This is a genomic window from Saccharopolyspora pogona, assembly GCF_014697215.1.
GTDB lineage: Bacteria > Actinomycetota > Actinomycetes > Mycobacteriales > Pseudonocardiaceae > Saccharopolyspora > Saccharopolyspora hattusasensis.
In genome coordinates, this window is record NZ_CP031142.1 from 4,941,433 (window position 1) to 4,957,672 (window position 16,240).

The 16,240-nt window shown below is 62.2% G+C and carries 16 protein-coding genes, 1 tRNA gene and 1 pseudogene; 7 read left to right on the forward strand and 11 right to left on the reverse strand.

From position 1 onward, the window contains the following. Window positions 1-187: 187 nt before the first annotated feature. The 6 genes from DL519_RS22605 to DL519_RS22630 form a co-directional block, all read right to left on the reverse strand. Window positions 188-1,909 (reverse strand): caspase family protein, encoded by a 1,722-nt coding sequence (locus DL519_RS22605; RefSeq protein ID WP_190817734.1) that lies wholly within the window; start codon window positions 1,907-1,909, stop codon window positions 188-190. Next, window positions 1,899-2,270 (reverse strand): effector-associated constant component EACC1, encoded by a 372-nt coding sequence (locus tag DL519_RS22610; RefSeq protein WP_190817735.1) that lies wholly within the window; start codon window positions 2,268-2,270, stop codon window positions 1,899-1,901. Before DL519_RS22610 ends, DL519_RS22605 begins: the two co-directional genes overlap by 11 nt. A gap of 487 nt (window positions 2,271-2,757) precedes the next feature. Next, window positions 2,758-3,276 carry an ISAs1 family transposase gene (locus tag DL519_RS22615; protein WP_263399698.1) on the reverse strand — a complete coding sequence of 173 codons (519 nt, stop codon included), beginning with the start codon at window positions 3,274-3,276 and terminating at the stop codon, window positions 2,758-2,760. After that, window positions 3,269-3,967, reverse strand: a complete 699-nt coding sequence (locus tag DL519_RS22620) for a transposase family protein (protein ID WP_190817737.1) — start codon at window positions 3,965-3,967, stop codon at window positions 3,269-3,271. Before DL519_RS22620 ends, DL519_RS22615 begins: the two co-directional genes overlap by 8 nt. A gap of 191 nt (window positions 3,968-4,158) precedes the next feature. Beyond that, the gene (locus tag DL519_RS22625; RefSeq protein WP_190817738.1) at window positions 4,159-4,827 is read right to left on the reverse strand and encodes a YdcF family protein; all 669 of its coding nucleotides are present in this window, start codon (window positions 4,825-4,827) and stop codon (window positions 4,159-4,161) included. Window positions 4,828-4,848: 21 nt separating this feature from the next. Next, window positions 4,849-5,355: a UTRA domain-containing protein gene (locus DL519_RS22630; RefSeq protein ID WP_317891386.1), complete on the reverse strand. Its 507-nt coding sequence runs from the start codon at window positions 5,353-5,355 to the stop codon at window positions 4,849-4,851. Between DL519_RS22630 and DL519_RS22635 the strand changes: the two genes are divergently transcribed. Next, window positions 5,246-6,040: a site-specific integrase gene (locus DL519_RS22635; RefSeq protein ID WP_223839408.1), complete on the forward strand. Its 795-nt coding sequence runs from the start codon at window positions 5,246-5,248 to the stop codon at window positions 6,038-6,040. The two genes, DL519_RS22630 and DL519_RS22635, sit on opposite strands and share 110 nt — an antisense overlap. A gap of 66 nt (window positions 6,041-6,106) precedes the next feature. Here the strand turns inward: DL519_RS22635 and DL519_RS22640 are convergent. Together DL519_RS22640 and DL519_RS22645 are read right to left on the reverse strand one after the other, a co-directional pair. Beyond that, window positions 6,107-6,181 (reverse strand) — tRNA-Ile (locus DL519_RS22640). A gap of 208 nt (window positions 6,182-6,389) precedes the next feature. Continuing rightward, window positions 6,390-6,596 (reverse strand): hypothetical protein, encoded by a 207-nt coding sequence (locus DL519_RS22645; RefSeq protein WP_190817742.1) that lies wholly within the window; start codon window positions 6,594-6,596, stop codon window positions 6,390-6,392. A gap of 1,739 nt (window positions 6,597-8,335) precedes the next feature. On the opposite strand from DL519_RS22645, the gene DL519_RS22650 reads away from it, so the two are divergent. The 3 genes and pseudogenes from DL519_RS22650 to DL519_RS50265 all read left to right on the forward strand — a co-directional run bounded on the left by DL519_RS22650 (window position 8,336) and on the right by DL519_RS50265 (window position 10,419). After that, the gene (locus tag DL519_RS22650) at window positions 8,336-8,560 is read left to right on the forward strand and encodes a neutral/alkaline non-lysosomal ceramidase C-terminal domain-containing protein (protein ID WP_223839410.1); all 225 of its coding nucleotides are present in this window, start codon (window positions 8,336-8,338) and stop codon (window positions 8,558-8,560) included. 247 nt (window positions 8,561-8,807) lie between these two features. Next, window positions 8,808-9,716 carry a Vgb family protein gene (locus tag DL519_RS22655; protein WP_190817744.1) on the forward strand — a complete coding sequence of 303 codons (909 nt, stop codon included), beginning with the start codon at window positions 8,808-8,810 and terminating at the stop codon, window positions 9,714-9,716. A gap of 122 nt (window positions 9,717-9,838) precedes the next feature. After that, a pseudogene (locus tag DL519_RS50265) lies at window positions 9,839-10,419 on the forward strand (DUF5701 family protein). A 54-nt stretch (window positions 10,420-10,473) separates the two neighbouring features. Here DL519_RS50265 and DL519_RS22665 read toward each other — a convergent pair. Next, window positions 10,474-11,025, reverse strand: a complete 552-nt coding sequence (locus DL519_RS22665; RefSeq protein ID WP_190817747.1) for a hypothetical protein — start codon at window positions 11,023-11,025, stop codon at window positions 10,474-10,476. Window positions 11,026-11,450: 425 nt separating this feature from the next. Between DL519_RS22665 and DL519_RS22670 the strand changes: the two genes are divergently transcribed. Continuing rightward, window positions 11,451-12,014 (forward strand): hypothetical protein, encoded by a 564-nt coding sequence (locus DL519_RS22670; protein ID WP_190817749.1) that lies wholly within the window; start codon window positions 11,451-11,453, stop codon window positions 12,012-12,014. 22 nt (window positions 12,015-12,036) lie between these two features. Here DL519_RS22670 and DL519_RS22675 read toward each other — a convergent pair whose 3' ends face one another. Beyond that, window positions 12,037-13,077 carry an IS630 family transposase gene (locus DL519_RS22675; RefSeq protein WP_190813440.1) on the reverse strand — a complete coding sequence of 347 codons (1,041 nt, stop codon included), beginning with the start codon at window positions 13,075-13,077 and terminating at the stop codon, window positions 12,037-12,039. Window positions 13,078-14,043: 966 nt separating this feature from the next. Between DL519_RS22675 and DL519_RS22680 the strand changes: the two genes are divergently transcribed. Further along, on the forward strand, window positions 14,044-14,340 hold the full coding sequence (locus tag DL519_RS22680) for a hypothetical protein (protein ID WP_190817751.1): 297 nt from the start codon (window positions 14,044-14,046) through the stop codon (window positions 14,338-14,340). A gap of 51 nt (window positions 14,341-14,391) precedes the next feature. Continuing rightward, window positions 14,392-14,625 carry a hypothetical protein gene (locus tag DL519_RS22685; protein WP_190817753.1) on the forward strand — a complete coding sequence of 78 codons (234 nt, stop codon included), beginning with the start codon at window positions 14,392-14,394 and terminating at the stop codon, window positions 14,623-14,625. A gap of 266 nt (window positions 14,626-14,891) precedes the next feature. Here the strand turns inward: DL519_RS22685 and DL519_RS22690 are convergent, their stop codons facing one another. Then, entirely contained in the window at window positions 14,892-16,193 is a 1,302-nt protein-coding gene (locus tag DL519_RS22690) for a DUF6880 family protein (RefSeq protein WP_190817755.1), read from the reverse strand. Window positions 16,194-16,240 lie beyond the last annotated feature (47 nt).

Here is a 16,240-nt window from a genome sequence, read left to right on the forward strand (position 1 = left end):
GAAATGCGTGCATGAACTAATGCCACCATTTCGAGATCGCTCGTGACCGGCTAGCTGACGTATTGGCAGCATATCGCCGCACGCTTCGCCAAGAGCGCTAAGAAGCGCCGCCAGCGACTCTGCAGCGAGGTACACTGCTTGCGGTCATCCGACGTTGTCTTGTGGAGGTAAGGCGTGGCCTCACCTCTCAAGAAACCCTGGCCCAGCGGCAGCATTCCGATTCGTGCAGATGATAATGCGCATATGGACCCCATGCATCCGCATGCAGCTGTTCTCTCTTGAGAAGGGGCAAGTATACGGCTTCCAAAGCATCTTGATCGCAACTCTTCGAGTTCATGCGACTAGTCAAGATCAATTGGTCGACTCGTTCTGTTGCGAAAGTAAGTCCTACTGCAAAATATCGAAACTCGTCAGACATTATCAGCGACCCATGCGAACCTTCAGGAGTGAAGCGCTCATTAAACATCTCAAGATACCGAAGACGCGCGACCAGAACGTCCCACTCCGGCATCCCTAAAGCCGCCGACAACCGCAAAATGGTCGGCGTTGGGGTACTCTTCTTAGCCAACATGAACGGCGGCTTGCGTCGGACTCTATTCACAAAACGGATTACTGGATTGAGTGATGATACAAGCTGACCGACATCGGGAGAAACAAATTCGCTTGAGGCATGCAGGGCATGCTTTACGAAAGCACACCAGGAAAAGGTTGAAATCTGTCCAGTCTTCATGACCGACTTAAAATGCCCGCCGTGTAGAGTCTCATGCCGCTCGAATCGCGGCGGGAGCGCGGGGTACAGTTCGTTACGACATGGAGCGGAATTTTCCTCGAGGTCTTTCGCTAAAGAAAACCACCGTTTCTGCCACTCATCAACGAGTGTCTGTTTTGGGCACGATTCTTGCTCTTTTTCCTTCAGCTCAGTGTGACTCAAACAAGCTACCACTGACACTGTGTCCAAATGCGGGAGATAAGGAGAGGGGGTTACCGGGAAGGGGGACCTCAAGACGTCCCGAGCAAGCCGAACTAAGTCTCTTACGACCCATGATCCTTCGGAATGCCTGATTAAAGGGCTCTTCTCAAATGCATCTAGCAGATCATTTCGGAATTCCTCAACAGCACCGAAGGAGCGATCCTGCCGCGCCACGCTCTGGGAAACAACGATCTTCTTTCTCGCAGCCTTATTTTTGATGAGTTGCAGTCGATTTGCGTTTCCACGAACTCTCTGGTCCGGCATAGGAAGATGCTTGGAGCGCATCACCTGCCGAAGAAAGGTGTATACCGCACCAAGCTCAAGGAACGCAGGAGCGTTCGGGATACCACGCCTAAGAGTTTTGATCAACTCTCCCGTAAACGCGCTATAGTATTCACCCGGGCGCGCAATAGACAACTCATTTTCCTGGGTAGCCGTCAATACATAAGCTCCATCTATCTCAGTAAAATTGGAGACGCTTTTGGATTCGTTCATGAATCCACCAAGCGCTAAGCCGCTGTAACAACAGTCGACAATAAGTAGTTTGCAGGAGGCGGGGCTTTCCAAGATCGCGGATTTAAGCCACGAGAACGGAAGACTGTCGAAGTGTGAGGCTTCTGTTGTGGAGTCACGTAGGGCAAGGTGAAAGTCGCCAAATCGGGTTATTAACCCGTGGCCACTATAGTAGACTAAAAGTGTTTCAGTGGCATTTCCAGCGGCACCTTCTATCGCCTTTGCCGTGGCAGAGATTCCTTCTGGATTCAAGAGGGAAACCGTTCTCGTTTCCAGAAACCCGCATATTTCCGGGTCGACCAGAGCCTCCCGTAGTCCGTGTATGTTGTTCTTAACAGCTGGAAGAGGATGAAGCGACCCTTTGCTACTTGGGAACTCGGAAGCGCCAAGCAGAATCAATGTGGACGAACTTGGATCAAACTTCATTTTCTTGTTTACCGTCCTCCTCTAGGTCAAGCTCCGCGCCAATGGAACTAATGATGCTCTCGACAGAACCATCTTTTGCTTGACTGGAACTAATATCAATATCGACGCGTCCTTTGATTCGAACTGTTACCTCTGAACGTTGATTTTTGAGCCATACGATTACAACCCTGCTTACTTCTCGAGCAGTGTAACCCGCAGCACCAGAGGTTGCGATGACGGTAATGAAGTCGCCAATGGCCCCCATTGTCCCTGGTGTCGACTGCCCAGATCGATACTCGATCTTGTGCCGTCGCAGGGCTTGATCACGTTTAAGCCAGTCACGCAGTGATGCCAACGTTTCTGCGACATGAGTGCCGGTCACCCTAACTTCTATCGGCAAGGAAAATCCTTTCGTCGATTCGTCAACTTCTAGCAGGCAGCATCGTACACTCGCTGTAATCAGTCATGTACCCGTTTCGCGGTTTCGCGACTGAACCACAAGCAGGCAACCCTGTGAGCATCGAAACTCTCTATGCCAGCTGGAGTGGCAAGGTGACCAGCTCGGCGGCGTGCCCAGCACCGTTCTTTGAAGGCTCGCCCAGCCGACCACTGGAGTCAGGACGCCCACGGTTCAAGATCTCCATCTCGGCGGCTTCTGCGGGGCCGCCTGCCTTCCGCTCGCGCCATGACGAGGCCGCCGACCTTTCCGCTCGCGCCCGGCCATCGACGGCTTGACCGGGCTTGCATACAGGAAGGTCGGCGGTCTCGTCCTGGCTCGCATACAGCAGGCAGGCGGCCCCGCAGGGGCCGCCCTTGATGAAGTAGAGAAAGTTTAAACACACGTGGGCTGGGGCAGGGCAAAGGCAAGATCACTGTGTGTTGCGCCCTGCAACTTGGAGTGACAGGAGGGGGAGTGTTCGTGTGCGGTCCCTGCTGATCCATTCGGTTGTCCGGCGGATGTCGTTGTGTCCAGTTATGCGAAGCATCGATATTGCGGTATTCCGTAATGTTGCCAGTATATGGGCACCGGTCCCGGTATAGATTTGTTGTGCGTCTTCGTGGTATGTCGTGTCACGGACGTGATGGCTTTTGTTTTCTATTCCCCAGTGGTCGCGGACTTGGTCGTGTAGGTCTTCGGCGGTGACTGTGGTGGTGTTCTGGCTGGTGATGATCCAGGCGCGCTCTTTGCTGACGAGTTCTCCGGAAAAAGTTGTTTCTTCTCGTTTGACGCAGGCTACGGAACGCGCGTGTGGGAAATCGATTCCGCCGGCGTCGGTAATCCAGGTAGTCCAGCGGCGTATCCGGCCGTGGGTGTCATCGACGACGACATGATGCGGTGTTTTCCGCAAGAGCGGAAGAACGCGGTCGAATACCTTTTCCTTAAGCACCGCTTGATTTCCCTTTACTGTCATGACGTAGTCGAATCCGTTCGCCGGCAATGTATTCGGCGGTCTCTCGCTGGGTGTGCGCGGCGTCCATGGTGACCACCACACGGCCGTCCACACCGCGGGAGACACCGTCGAGCAGGGCCGTGACCTGGGTGATCTCGTTGGTTCCCGGAGGAACGGCCACTTGGGCGACGGTGACACCATCGCAGTGGATCATCGCGGAGAACAGCGTGAACGACTCGTGATCCCCGATCCACGAACCGCGCAGCACTTTGCCGTCGATAGCCAGCCGCAACGTGCCGCCCGGGATAGGCCGGGCATGACGCAGCAGCCACGGCCCGATCAGTCCTTCCAGCTTCGCTACATCGACATCTTCCAGCGCGCGCCGGATCGTGGACGTATCCGGGACACGGAAAAAGCCGCGGAACCAGCACCATCGTCCACCTATTTTCCGCAGTAACGACGCCGGCAGATCGGCGACCTGGTCGGCGATCTGCCGGAAATTCGACGCGCCCGCCAGCACAGCGATCAACGACGCCGCGAGAAGGAACGCCAAACTATACACGCGGCCCTTCCGCTTACGGCGATCCGGCACCTTGCCGAGCAACTTCATCAGTTCCGCCAGATCGGCATCGTCACCGACGGCGCTACCCGGAAACGACGCCCATGACGAGCCATGAGAAAATGACAACGGATGGCCTTCTTCTGGAGTTTGGTTATTTCGCAATCTCCATGATCCCAGAAGGAGGCCATCCTCCATTTCCCGGCCCAGCACGCCAACCCGGCCGGCAACCCTACGAGCTGAGTTGATCACTCAGCGCGATCTTGCCTTAGCCCTGTGGGCTGGGGCCTGGTGCAACAGCTGTGCGGCAGACAGCAGCCCTAGTCCCGAACAAGCCTGGAGACGTAGCCGACATCAACGAGTCGGCGGTACGAGGCATTGACTTCGACTGGAACTTCCTGGGGGATCGCGAAACCGCGTTCGGCATAGACCGTGATGCGCTGGGTGTCCCCCACGAGCATGTTGATCACGCGGTCGGCGTCTCCAATGGCGCGCACGTATTCGTCCAACGGCAGACGCTGCGAGCTACAGACGATCTCGACCTCTGGCCAAATCTTCTTGGCCGTGGCGAACGCTCGACGCTGCTGATAGGGCCGCGACACCAACAGGATCGAGCCGACTTCAACATCCTTTGCGACCAACAGCCTCCGGGTGTACTCGATGTTTTCGGCTGTGTTGGTCGCTCGCGGTTCGACCAGGATTGCCGAGTCGGGAACCTCGCGTTCAAGGGCACGCTCGCGGTAGTGCACGGCTTCTCCCCGGGGAAACCGTCCTACGGTTGTCGGTGCGTTCGCGCCGGTGAACACGATCAGCGGAAAGTTCCCGGCCTGGTAGAGGTCGACGATGTGGTCGGCAACGCCAAGGTCATGGCTGCCCAGGCCGACGCCCACGTCGCAGGCTCGAAGTTCGTGATGAAGGTCGTGGTAGTTCCACAACGCCTCCACATCCGCCCGAACGCTCTCCGGGATGCCTACTGTCGGTGCGTTCATTGCGATTCTCGCGCTCTCGGTTCAGTCGGGGATCTTGAACGTGTACGACCAGGCGAACCGTGATGCCGAGTGCACACCACGGGCGAACTCGACCACACGACCGCTCGCGGTGCACGTCGCCCGGTTCAAGATCATCACCGGTTCGCCTGTCGGATGTTCTAGCCTCCCAGCCTCTTCGGGGGTCGGCATCCTCGCGTACACGGTTTCCGTGATCTTGTCGGGTTCTAGCCCCTGGATGGTCAGGACCGCGAACCCGCCGCCACGCCCCGCCGGCCCTGCCGCTGGGTCGACCAAGGGGGTGCCTTCAACGTCCTCAGGACGGTAGTAGCTCGTCAACGTGTGGGTCGGCGTTCCTTGATCTTTGACGAGTCGGGCCCGCTCGTACACGCTTCGGTTACGTGAGGTGACGGTTTTCCGCGTGCAACAGGTCTGCCAGGCGGTCAAGAAGAACCAGAGCGTTGACTCCGCCCGGACGGTGCGCAACATCCTCTCAGGAATCTGTGGCCTGGCGGTCCGGTACAAGGCCATGCAGGTCAATCCGGTTCGCGACATGGCGCCGCTCGAAGGCCGACGCAAGGCGTCTCGCTCACTCGAAGCTGACGAGATGAAGGACCTGTTGCGGAAGCTCGATAGCAGCGAGGTAGCGATCCGTCATGACCTGCCGGACCTCGCTCGCTGGTATGCCGGGACAGGCTTCCGGACCGGGGAGGCTCTCGCTGTCCACTGGCATCACCTCGACCTTGACACGGGCACCGTCGACTGGGCTGGGAACCTGATCCGCGCGAAGGGAACCGGCAACATGATCAACGACGGGAAGACGGACGTCTCCGAACGGGCTATTGCGCTGCCGACTTGGCTGGTGGTCATGCTTCGAGAGCGGCGTGTGAGGCTGGCTGGGCGGTTCGGTATCGAGCCGGACCAGCTGGCCGGGCCAGTGTTCCCGAACACCCAGGGCGGTCTTCGGGACAAGCACAACACGCTTGCCCGGTGGCGAGACTTCCGTTCGGATGCAGGGTACCCGTGGGTGACCTTCCGGACCTTCCGCCGGTCGGTGGCGACGGTGTTGGACGATGCCGGGTTGACGGCTCGGGACATCGCCGACCAGCTCGGGCACTCCAAGGTTTCGACGACTCAGGATGTCTACATGGGTCGCCGGGTGAAGAGCCGGAAGGCGGCCGAAGCGCTGAGCCGGGTTGGGTGGTTCGCTGAGTAAAGTGTGGGGAAAGTGTGGAGATGATCTCTCTGTGCTTTCCCCACACGTGTTTCACCTGGGGTTTTGTGGGGCAGGTGGGACTTGAACCCACGACCTGACGGATTATGAGTCCGCTGCTCTGACCTGCTGAGCTACTGCCCCCGGCGGCTTTCGCAACACCAGCGATCGTAGCGAGGTCGCGGGGGGTCGGAACTGGCGGGTGGACCGGCCGACTGGCCTACAAGGCGGTTGGTCGGACCGGGCGAATCCGCAGCGCACGGCGTTACGCCGAGTGGACTACTCGGCGACCGACCGCACGAAAAACGAGGGCCGGCGCACCCATGCAGTGCGCCGGCCCCGGACCGTCAACTCAGCCGATGAAGCTGAAGACGTTGAAGGCTCCGCTGAGCTGGCCGATGACCACGATGGTCGCCAGCAGCGCGCCGATCGCCGCCACCGTGATCACCGACAGCATGATCAAGTAGACGATCGCCTTGATCGGCTTCGGCAGCTTGGCCACCGAGCCGAAGTCGGGCAGCGAGATGCGCGATTCCTTGCCGATCCCTGGTGCGGACATCCTGACTTCCCCCGTCCTCTGTCAGTCCCCTTGGACGAAACACCACTGCTGAAGAGACGAAGCGCAACGGGTTTCCGTTGCGCGCAACGCATCACGAGTTCGTTTCGGTCAGCAATCGAGCGGATCAAACAGCACAGCCAAGCCATTCAAGCCCGCAGGTCGCGTGGCTTGCACAAATCATCCGTGCCGACACCGTCGACCGCGAGCCGAGCAAGGATGTAATCGCGCAACGATCCGGGATCGTTATCCAGCCCGACACCGGGTCACTCAGGCAGGTGACACGCACCGCCGCGACCATGGTGTCGCTACCGACAACTCTCCACCGAAATACCCGCCACCGATCTTACCCAACGGATGCGTTACCACCGCCACCGGGCGTCGAGACCCTGCACGCCCCACATTCGACCGTCACGGTGACCCGGGCGAACAAGCCGTGACGCCCCGTCGCGTCTCGAACGATCGGCACATGGGATGCACATCGGGCATACTCCGGCAACCTGTCGAGCGGGTGAACTCGCACTTCAAAATCCATTATGGACACTTCTGTCGAGGCGGCTCGATCACGAAAACCCGCTCGACTTCCGCCTTGAGCACAGGGAAGATCAAACCCGTTCCGGACGTCTAGGTGTTGGTGCTCTGCGGGCCGGGAGACGTCGGAAGTCCACAACCGCCTACGAGCCCACCCGGCAACTCGCCGAACTTGACCTGGCCCACGCGTTGATCGACTCCGACCGGCTCCAGAGCACGAGCGCAGCTCACCCGGTCCGTGGACCAGCTCGCGGCAATCGCCCGATTCGAACCAACGAGCGCGATCGACACGACCCACCAGGGACATCAGCGCGACCGCGACAGATCCTCGCCTTCTGGCCGAATCCAGGGAATTCGAAATACCGACCGTCACCATTCGGAATTACCGCAATCGGCTTCCGCTCGTTGTTCCGAACGGTCCTAAGCGGGTTGCTCGGCAGGTCCGGTTCAGCAATTTCGCTCGTACGGCGCCGGAATAATCCAAATCGGCGAACCTTTCCGGATCTGCTCCGGCGACGTCTGGCCGTTCGCGGTGGCCCGAGTGCCGCATCGGCGCTCACCCACCGCATTCGCGGCGCGAAACGGCATGTCAGAACGGCCGGGACGACGGGATGCGGGCGGCAATTCGGATGCTGGGAGCAACCGTGACCGTGATCGCGTTCTCCAACGACGACCATGAACACGAGCTCGACGCGCACCGGCCGGATCTCGGGCACCCCGGCTTGTTCGCCCACGAGCGTTTCCACGAGGACCGGAACGCCGGGCACCCGGGTTTCTACCACCGGCGGCGTTGCCCCGACCTCGCCGCCGGGCAGCCAGGACCACAAGATTCTCAGGGCCCGCACCGTCGTGGCATTCCGCAAGGCCGGAAACGCCCCCCCGGTACCGGGCCGCACATACCGCTCGGGCGTGCAGTTCGAGCACTCCGATGGCACCCGCTTCGCGCTCGAAATCCAGGTCGGCGGAATCGACACCCCGGCGGCGACGGCCTCGCACGATCACCCCTTGGCAGGGCGAGTTGAGTCGCGTAGCTCTCCGACCAAGAACGTGAATTTTGTTCATGCTCAGGTTGGTGAGGAGAACAGCCCATGCCCGTTGCCAGGCGACAGGTGCTGGCCGCAGCAGCGGCGGTGCCGAACAGGGTGGAAGCGCCCTCGTAGTGCTGCGCGTCGTACTCCTCCTGCGTGGTCACGTACTAGGTCCAGCGGCTCGTGGACGGGAAGTGGGTGCCGGTCGCCGACGACCGGGACTGGGCGACGAAGTACCGCTGGGCCCGCGACGGCGTCGCGGGCTCGACGGCAACGATCACCTGGGACATCCCGCCCAACACCCCGATCGGCCGCTACCGGATCGTCCACCACGGTGACTGGAAGAACGGCTGGAACGGCTCGATCACCGCCTTCACCGGCGCGACCCGCGCCTTCCTCGTGTCCTGACGCGGCGGCTGCTCAGCCGGCAGGAGCGATGTCGGCGCAGTCCGGTGATGGCCATCTCGATCTCGTCGTCGCACTGCCCTTCGCGGGTGTGTTTCGTCGTGCAGTAGCCGGTGGATGCGGGTGATCACCCCAAATTTGTGTCGCGCCGAGATCCACGACACCCGTAACGTCACCGAGCACCCTCGCACGATCATGACCGGCCCCCTGCCGGTATCGAACGCATAGCGCGGCACCACGAGGAGATCGCATGACATCGACCGTCTCAATCGAGCAGTACACCGTCGCCGACGGCGAGAGCGGCCCGTACGCGATTACCACCGGACCGGACGGCGCGTTGTGGTTCACCATGGTCCGCAGCGGCCGGATCGGTCGACTGGTGCCGGGGGGCGAACCCGCCAGCCACCAGCTCGCTGCGGAGAGCGGACCGACGATCATCGTCAACGGCCCAGACGGTGCGCTCTGGTTCACCGAGTACCGGGCGCACCGGGTCGGACGCATCACCACCGGCGGAGAGATCGACGAGTTCGAACTCCCCACACCGGAATCGGGACCGTACGGCCTCGCCGCCGGACCGGACGGTGCGCTGTGGTTCACCGAGACGGCCGCCAACCAGATCGGCCGGATCACGCCAGACGGTCAGGTGCGGGAGTTCCCGCTGCCGCTCGCCGGCGCGTTCCCGTCCGCGATCGTCGCCGGGGCCGACGGCGGGATGTGGTTCACCATGAACATGGCCAACGCGATCGGGCGGATCGACGGGGACGGCGAGGTCACCGTGCACCCGCTGCCGACCGAGGCCGCCGGGCCGGTGGGGATCGCTTCGGGCCCGGACGGCGCGATCTGCTTCGTCGAGATCGGCGCGGGCCAGATCGGCCGGATCAGCACCGACGGCAAGATCGAGGAATTCCCCCTGCCCGACCGCGCCGCCCGACCGCACGCCATCACCACCGGCCCGGACGGCGCGATGTGGTTCACCGAGTGGGGCGCCAACCGCGTCGGCTCGATCACCGCCGAAGGCGCCATCGAGGTCCACGACCTGCCCACCCCCGGCTCGGAACCGCACGGCATCGCCCTCGGCCCGGACGGAGCGCTGTGGACGGCGCTGGAGTTCGGCGCCCTCGCCCGGATCACCGTTCCCACGCCCGAGAACGACCGCTAAACGAGCAAGCTCCACCGCGAAACCAGCCGCGAAAGGACTTCATGACGGATCAGAAGACCATCGGCGCGGGTGTCGAGTTCGACCGGCAGGTCCAGAACCTGATCGACCTCGGCTAGCCGGCGATGGCTGGCTTGGCGCCGGAGCAGTTCGACGCCCTCGTCGCCCCGCTGCGCGACCGCGCTGCGGCAGTCGGGAATGTCGCGTGCGAGCCCGAGACCGGCCGGGTGCCCTTCCTGCTGGTGGTCACCCGGCAGGTCGTCCCGATCGAGCAGACGATGCCGCGGACCACCCTGCACCGGAAGCAGAAGCCCGGATTCGTGGACCGCACCTTCGAACCCAGTTCCCTCGAATGGTTCGTCGCCATCGAGCAGATCGAGCTGCCGGTCCCGAACGCATATCTGCTGTTCGACATCGAGCGGGGCGAGGAGTTCTGCGGCGCAGTGTCCAAGCACGCCATGGACACGATCGCCGCGCGAGGGCGAACCCTGCTCACCATCGAGGAAGGGGCCGCGCTGATCAGCCACGTCCCGCGGGTCCTGGTGAAGAACAAGTGCTTCTCGGTCGGCGGCTCGCGCCGCGGCGCCCCCGCGTCGCGTCGATCTGGATCAGCCAGAACGCGCCAAAACTCGGCTGGTGCTGGGAAGACAACCCGCACACGTGGCCCGGGATGGCCTCCGCGGCCGCCCGCCGCGCGGACGGGTAAACCGAGCGTCGGAAGCCGCCTGGGCTTCCGACGCTCTGGTCCGATGCGGACGGTTCAGGCGACGGGCAGCTCCTCGGACATGGTGACCGGCTGCCGCTGCCGCACCTGCCGACGAATCCGTCCCCACGGCTTGAAAACCGACAGCAGGTAGGCGACCAGCAGCAGGGTGGGAGCTACCACGACCGGGTAAAGCAGATCGCTGGGCACCACGGCGGTGCGGTCACCGGCCAGCAGCCGCGCACCGACGTCCGCCGCCGCACCAACGCCGGGCCGCAAAGCGAAGACGATCAGCGTCGACATGAGGACGTTCACGCCGAGCTTCACCGCGACCCACCAGTACCGGACCAATCCGTACTTGCTGCCCAACCCGAGCAATGCGCCGGTGGCCAGGCACACGATGCTGGCGCCGAACATCGGCCAGATCGCGAAGATCTCGACCGCCTGCAACGCAATCCCCGCGGTCTGCGGCACGTCGGTCAACATCGCGGTGACCACGAGGATCCCGAGCGCGAGGTCGATCCCGAACCAAGCTGCGCTGGAGAGGATGTGCGCGGCCAGCAGGGTCTTGCGACTGCGGCCGCTGAGCCTGCGGATCGTCGTGGACATCGCCGGGCCTCCCTGAAAATGCTGGTCAGATCGCCCTTCAATGCTCTACCAACGCGCACACCCGCTCATCTGCCCGCGAACGCATCTCCACCTACGCCCACCTGCGTATGCACGTCAGGCCGGGGTGCCGCCGGAAGCGACGCGGCCGCAAGATCCAGGCACGAGCCCAGCCGAACACGTCACGCACGTGCCGAAGCGATGGGATCACCCCCGCAAGAGCCGCTTGATCTTGGACACCAACCTCTGGTCCTACGTCGGCGAAGAAGACAGCAAACCCGCTCTGGAACGAACCCACCCAGCCCGCTGCTCCCAAGCCGGCTAGGTCAAAACGCCAAAGCTCCAAGCCGTCACCGCCGAACCAGCAGGACGACAAGACCACCGGCACGTCCACAGAGAAGATGCCTCGCTCAGTTCCGCATACCACTGTGATCACCTCGCAACGGCGGCGCGCGGAGGCGCTTGAGCTGGTCGAGCGGCTGGTCGCGGACAACCTTGTGGTGATCAAGACACCCAGTGAGGACGAAGTTGCGCAATGGCACAAGGTTGTGGACTTCGCAAAACGACACAATCTCATCCCCGACGGACATCACATCAAGAAGACCCGGCAGTGGAACAGAGACCGGGACCTGCACATCAGACTGCACAAAGGAAGCCACACCAACGCAAAACGCGACACCAGTGACCGACCACCTGTGCCCGTACCCGATTCTCTCCGCTCACCGCACCCGGTGGTGGGCGAGCTAGGAGACGACCAGGGACGGCTGGTCATGCCGAGGGAGCTACGCAGACGATGCTTGCTCGTTTTGCAGGAACTCGCGACGGAGGCGACCAGGCGAGGTCACAAGATCACCGCGCGGCCGGTCTCCGAACAGCATCACTACTACGGCTATGGCGCCCGCTCCGACGGGCCGCGTACTCCCGCCGCGACGGCGAAATCAATCTCGTCGTCGGCGGCATCAGCTACACGGTCACGATCCAGAAGTTATTGATCCGGGTGGCAAATGTGTGATGTTAGGCGGCGTAGCGAACTTCGGGTTTGCCGAAGTAGGAGCGAACTCGGTCGGGCAGCTTCTGGAGCCGGTGGAGGAAGGAGCGGACCGCTTGTTTCAACTCGGCGCGGGTTTTGGGGGCTGTGCTGGTGGAAACGGTGCGTTTGAGGTCGGCATTGAGTAGCTCGTCGGGGTTGAGTTCGGGGCTGTATCCCGGCAGGAAGTGCATCGCGATCGCCTCAGCGTGCTTGGTGATCCATTGCTGGATAGTCTTGCGGCGGTGGACGGGGTGTCCGTCAACGATCAGGTGGACCTTGCGGTCCAGATGGCGGGTCAGCCGGTCCAGGAAGGACAGGAACACCTTGCCGTTGAACGAGCCGGTGTAGACGGTGAAGTACAGCTCGCCTTTGTTCCCGATCGCGCACATCGCGTTCACGCTGAATCGTTTGCCCGTTTTGCCCACCGCCGGTGTCTGGCCCGCCGGTGCCCAGGTGCGGGCTACGGTGGCGTCGGAGCGGATCCCGGTCTGGTCCAGCCACAGGATCAGTGCGCCCTCGCGGCGGGCGCGGGCGGCGATGGCCAGGTAGTCCTCCTCCAGCCATCGGCGTACGGACTCGGGGTCCTGTTCGTAGGCCTTGCGGATCGGTTTCTGCGGCGACAATCCCCAGGAACGCAGGTAGTTGCCGACGGTGCGCAGGTTCAACACGATGCCGTGGCGCACCCGGATCAGCTCGGCCACTGTCTTGCGGGTCCACACCAGGCCGGTCAGCCCGAACGTGGCCGGGGTGTGCTCGGCCACCGCATACCGCAGCTTGCGCTGCCGGCGGGCACTCAACGCTTTCTGCTCGCCGGGCTTGCGACCCCGGCGACGCCCGGTGAGACCCTTCGAGCCACGTTTCCGCCACGCCTGCACCCATCTGGACACCGACTGCGGGGCCACCGCGAACACCCGGGCCGCCTCGACCTGACTCATCCCACCATGAACAGCAGCGACCACCCTGCGCCGCAAATCCTCCTGCGCCTCAGGCGACAACCTCCGCGCGTCCCGCACACCAGCGATCATGCCAGAACAACGAAGATCACACCTATAAGTTCCCGATCAATAAGCCCGAAATCCGAAGATCCGGACAAAGCTCGGCGTCTCGTCATCGAACTCCCCGCCTACCCTTCGGAGGGACGCCGCTGAACAGGCGCAAAGCTCCGCACCGTTGAAGATGGGCTCGCAGCACTTCTGCGCGAAGCTGAAACGCGGGCTGTCGAAGATCGCCAACGTCAGGTCGGATAAGAGCGCATCAAAGCCGAACGCAAGGTCCGCTGGGAACAGGCGATGGAGCTCGCCCAGCAGAAGGCGATCGCGAGGCTCACTACAAGAAGGTTCTTGAGTCACAGGTCGAGCGCTGGCAACGCGCCAAGGAACTCCGAACCTTCTGCAAAGAACTCGAACACCGACTTGCCAACCCAGGCCAACCGATGGCGACCTCACGCCCGCCCGACGGTGGCTCGGCTGGATCAACGACCCACATCAGTCGAGAAGGAGCCTGTTGCAAAATTACGCCCACCACGGACCGTGATCGATCGATCACGGCTGAGATGGCCACTGGCGGACAAACGGCGGCGATCGAGACTGATTTGGTACTTCGGTTCAGTCGTTTTCGCCGAAAACGCAACAGGCTCGAAGACCCCATCGAACATCCACCGTCAATGCCCCAGCCTCCCAAGCTCCGGCACGATGGCCTAAAGCCCTACCTCAACGGATGGAGCCCGTACGGCCCCGAAGAACATCTCAACTCCTGGCAACGCAGGTGGTAGAAGCGGCAACACTGCGACGCCGTCGGTCTGCATGGCCAGAGCCAACAGTTAAAGTTCAAAGGCTCCATGTAGATCATCTGGCTGCACGTGCCGCCGATGACCGCGTATACAGGGAGACCGGCTCGGCAGACACCAAGCATTGCTGTCGTCATGTCCACCGGCCGCTCAGGACATCACGATTGTCAATTTTCGGCCCAGCCGCGTGTACGTGCCGTAGTACATGATCGTCATGACTTCGAGTGCAGACCTCGCGAAGCCGCTGACTTCGGCACAGGCCAATGAGTTTGCGGAGCTCTGTCGCGACACAAAGAGCGGCTTCACCGACGCCCTCGACCTCGTACTGATCCACAACGAGCGTGATGCGCGAGGCCCCCAACCTCGCTCGACGCTGAACCCGCTGACGGTGCTGTTGGCGTTGCCGCATGGGAGCGGTTTGTTGTCGATGTACGGGCACTTGCCACACGACAGTGGCAAAACGCCGGTCACGAACGACAAAACAACGGCGATGCGTATCTGACCATGTCAGGCAACAACGCCAAGCCGAGCCGGACTCTCGAGGTACTCAGCGGTGTTTCCGGTGGTCGGGCGCCGACGGTATGGAAGGTACGCACGCCCCGAGCGTTATCGGGGCAAGAACCCGCAATTACCCCTTGAGCTGCGGGGAACCGACCTCGAAGTCCTGTCGAAGGAAGTTTCAGCGTGGATCACGCTGCCGAACAAGGTCGCCCATCGGTGCATGCCACAGATCACCGACCCGTATTTCGACTCCAATGCGGCAAGTCCCACCATCCAAGCGGGCTGAGCACGCACCGTCCTCGCTGTCTTCCTGCAACTCACGAACCAAGCGATTGTCGCCATCGCAGCCGAGGCACGGTTCGAACGCCCAGAGCAGTACCCGCTACCCGCCGCTTGGTTCGTTGCGGAAGCGCCCGACGGTTTGCGAGGCGTCCAACACTCTGGAGCGCTGTGGGGAGGGCACGAACTCCACCATGGCTGATGTGTGGTGAACGATCTGCACCATCCAGTCGGACCCGCCAATTCAGCGGGATCATCAACTGCGTGAACCTCCTAGCCCGCGGCCAAGCGATCGAGCTCGGCGATGAATGACGTTTTGCGCTTGTGGCGCTCCCGCAGGTCGTCGAGGTATGTTTCGAAGCCGGTCGCGTAGTCGATGGCTCGGTAGGCGTCGCGGAGCCGTCGGAGCATCGTGATTGCCTTGCTGTAGCGATACTTGTCGGTGCTGGCTTCCAGTCGGTGCTGGATCAGCCGCTGCCACGGCTCGATCACGTCCTTGGGGTGCGTGGGTCGGCGCAGATCGATGAGTTGCTGCCAGCGGGATTCGGGCAGGTCGTCGGGGTGATCGACCGTCACCCGCCACGCCTCGTCCTGTTCGCCTTCGTCGAGCAGCACTCCAACGAGGTGGTCGGCGAACGCGGGCTGTTTCGCAGCGGCGTGGTGCAGGCGCTTGAGCGCTTCGTCTCGCAGGCCGCGCCAGTCTCCGGTGCGTTCTGCGGTGCAGCGTAGGTCTCGGTAGTGGGATGCGGTCGGGTGCTGGTCGAACAGCTGCCACCGCAGGGCGAGTGCTTCATCGGCCGCGCCGCGCTCAAACAGCAAGTCCACGTAGAGATCGCGAAGCTTGTCCTGGTCGATCGGGTTACCGATCCCGAGCCCACGCTGCGCCCACTTCTCGGCGTCGGATGCACGCCCGGCGTTTCGGAATACGGTGGCGATCTTGAGGTACTGGGAGGCGGCGTAGAGATCTTCGGCCAGCACAGCGACGTAACGGTCGACATCTCCGGTCAGCTCGGCCAGTTGCTCGCTCAAGATGCGGATCCCGAACGGTGTCCTGCCGAATTCGGGCTGTGCTGTCTTGGTGCGTTCGTCGACGATCCGAGCCAGTTCGCCACGGCCCTTCTGGCCGAGCGCGGCAGCGTAATCGCGCAGCTCGAAGTCCGGCCAGCCCGGCCCATCCAGACGAAGCGTGGCCAGCCACGCTGCCAGCCGCTTGGGATCGGGTGGCACCGCCGCGCAGGCGCGCGCGTGCACCGCCATCAGCGCGTGGAGGTCGTCACCGACGATGCCAGACGAGTCGTGCAAGTACATCAACGTCGTTGTGACCAGGTCGACCGCACGACGGGCGAGGGAAGGTACGGATGCCGACTCGGTTTCGATCAACTCCTCACACGCGGCAGCGACCTCCCGAACCCGCTGCGAATACTCCCGCAACCCATGCCGCGGATGCATCCGACGATCACGCCGCAAGCCGTCGATCAACCGACGAACCCGCTCCACTTCAACAACGACTAGGACGAACACTGCCGTTAGGCAGGCGTTTCGCGGCACCGACAGCGCGTGCTGAAAACGGACCATTTTAGGACCTTCGGAGCCTGTTGCAAAATTACGCCCATCACAGACCG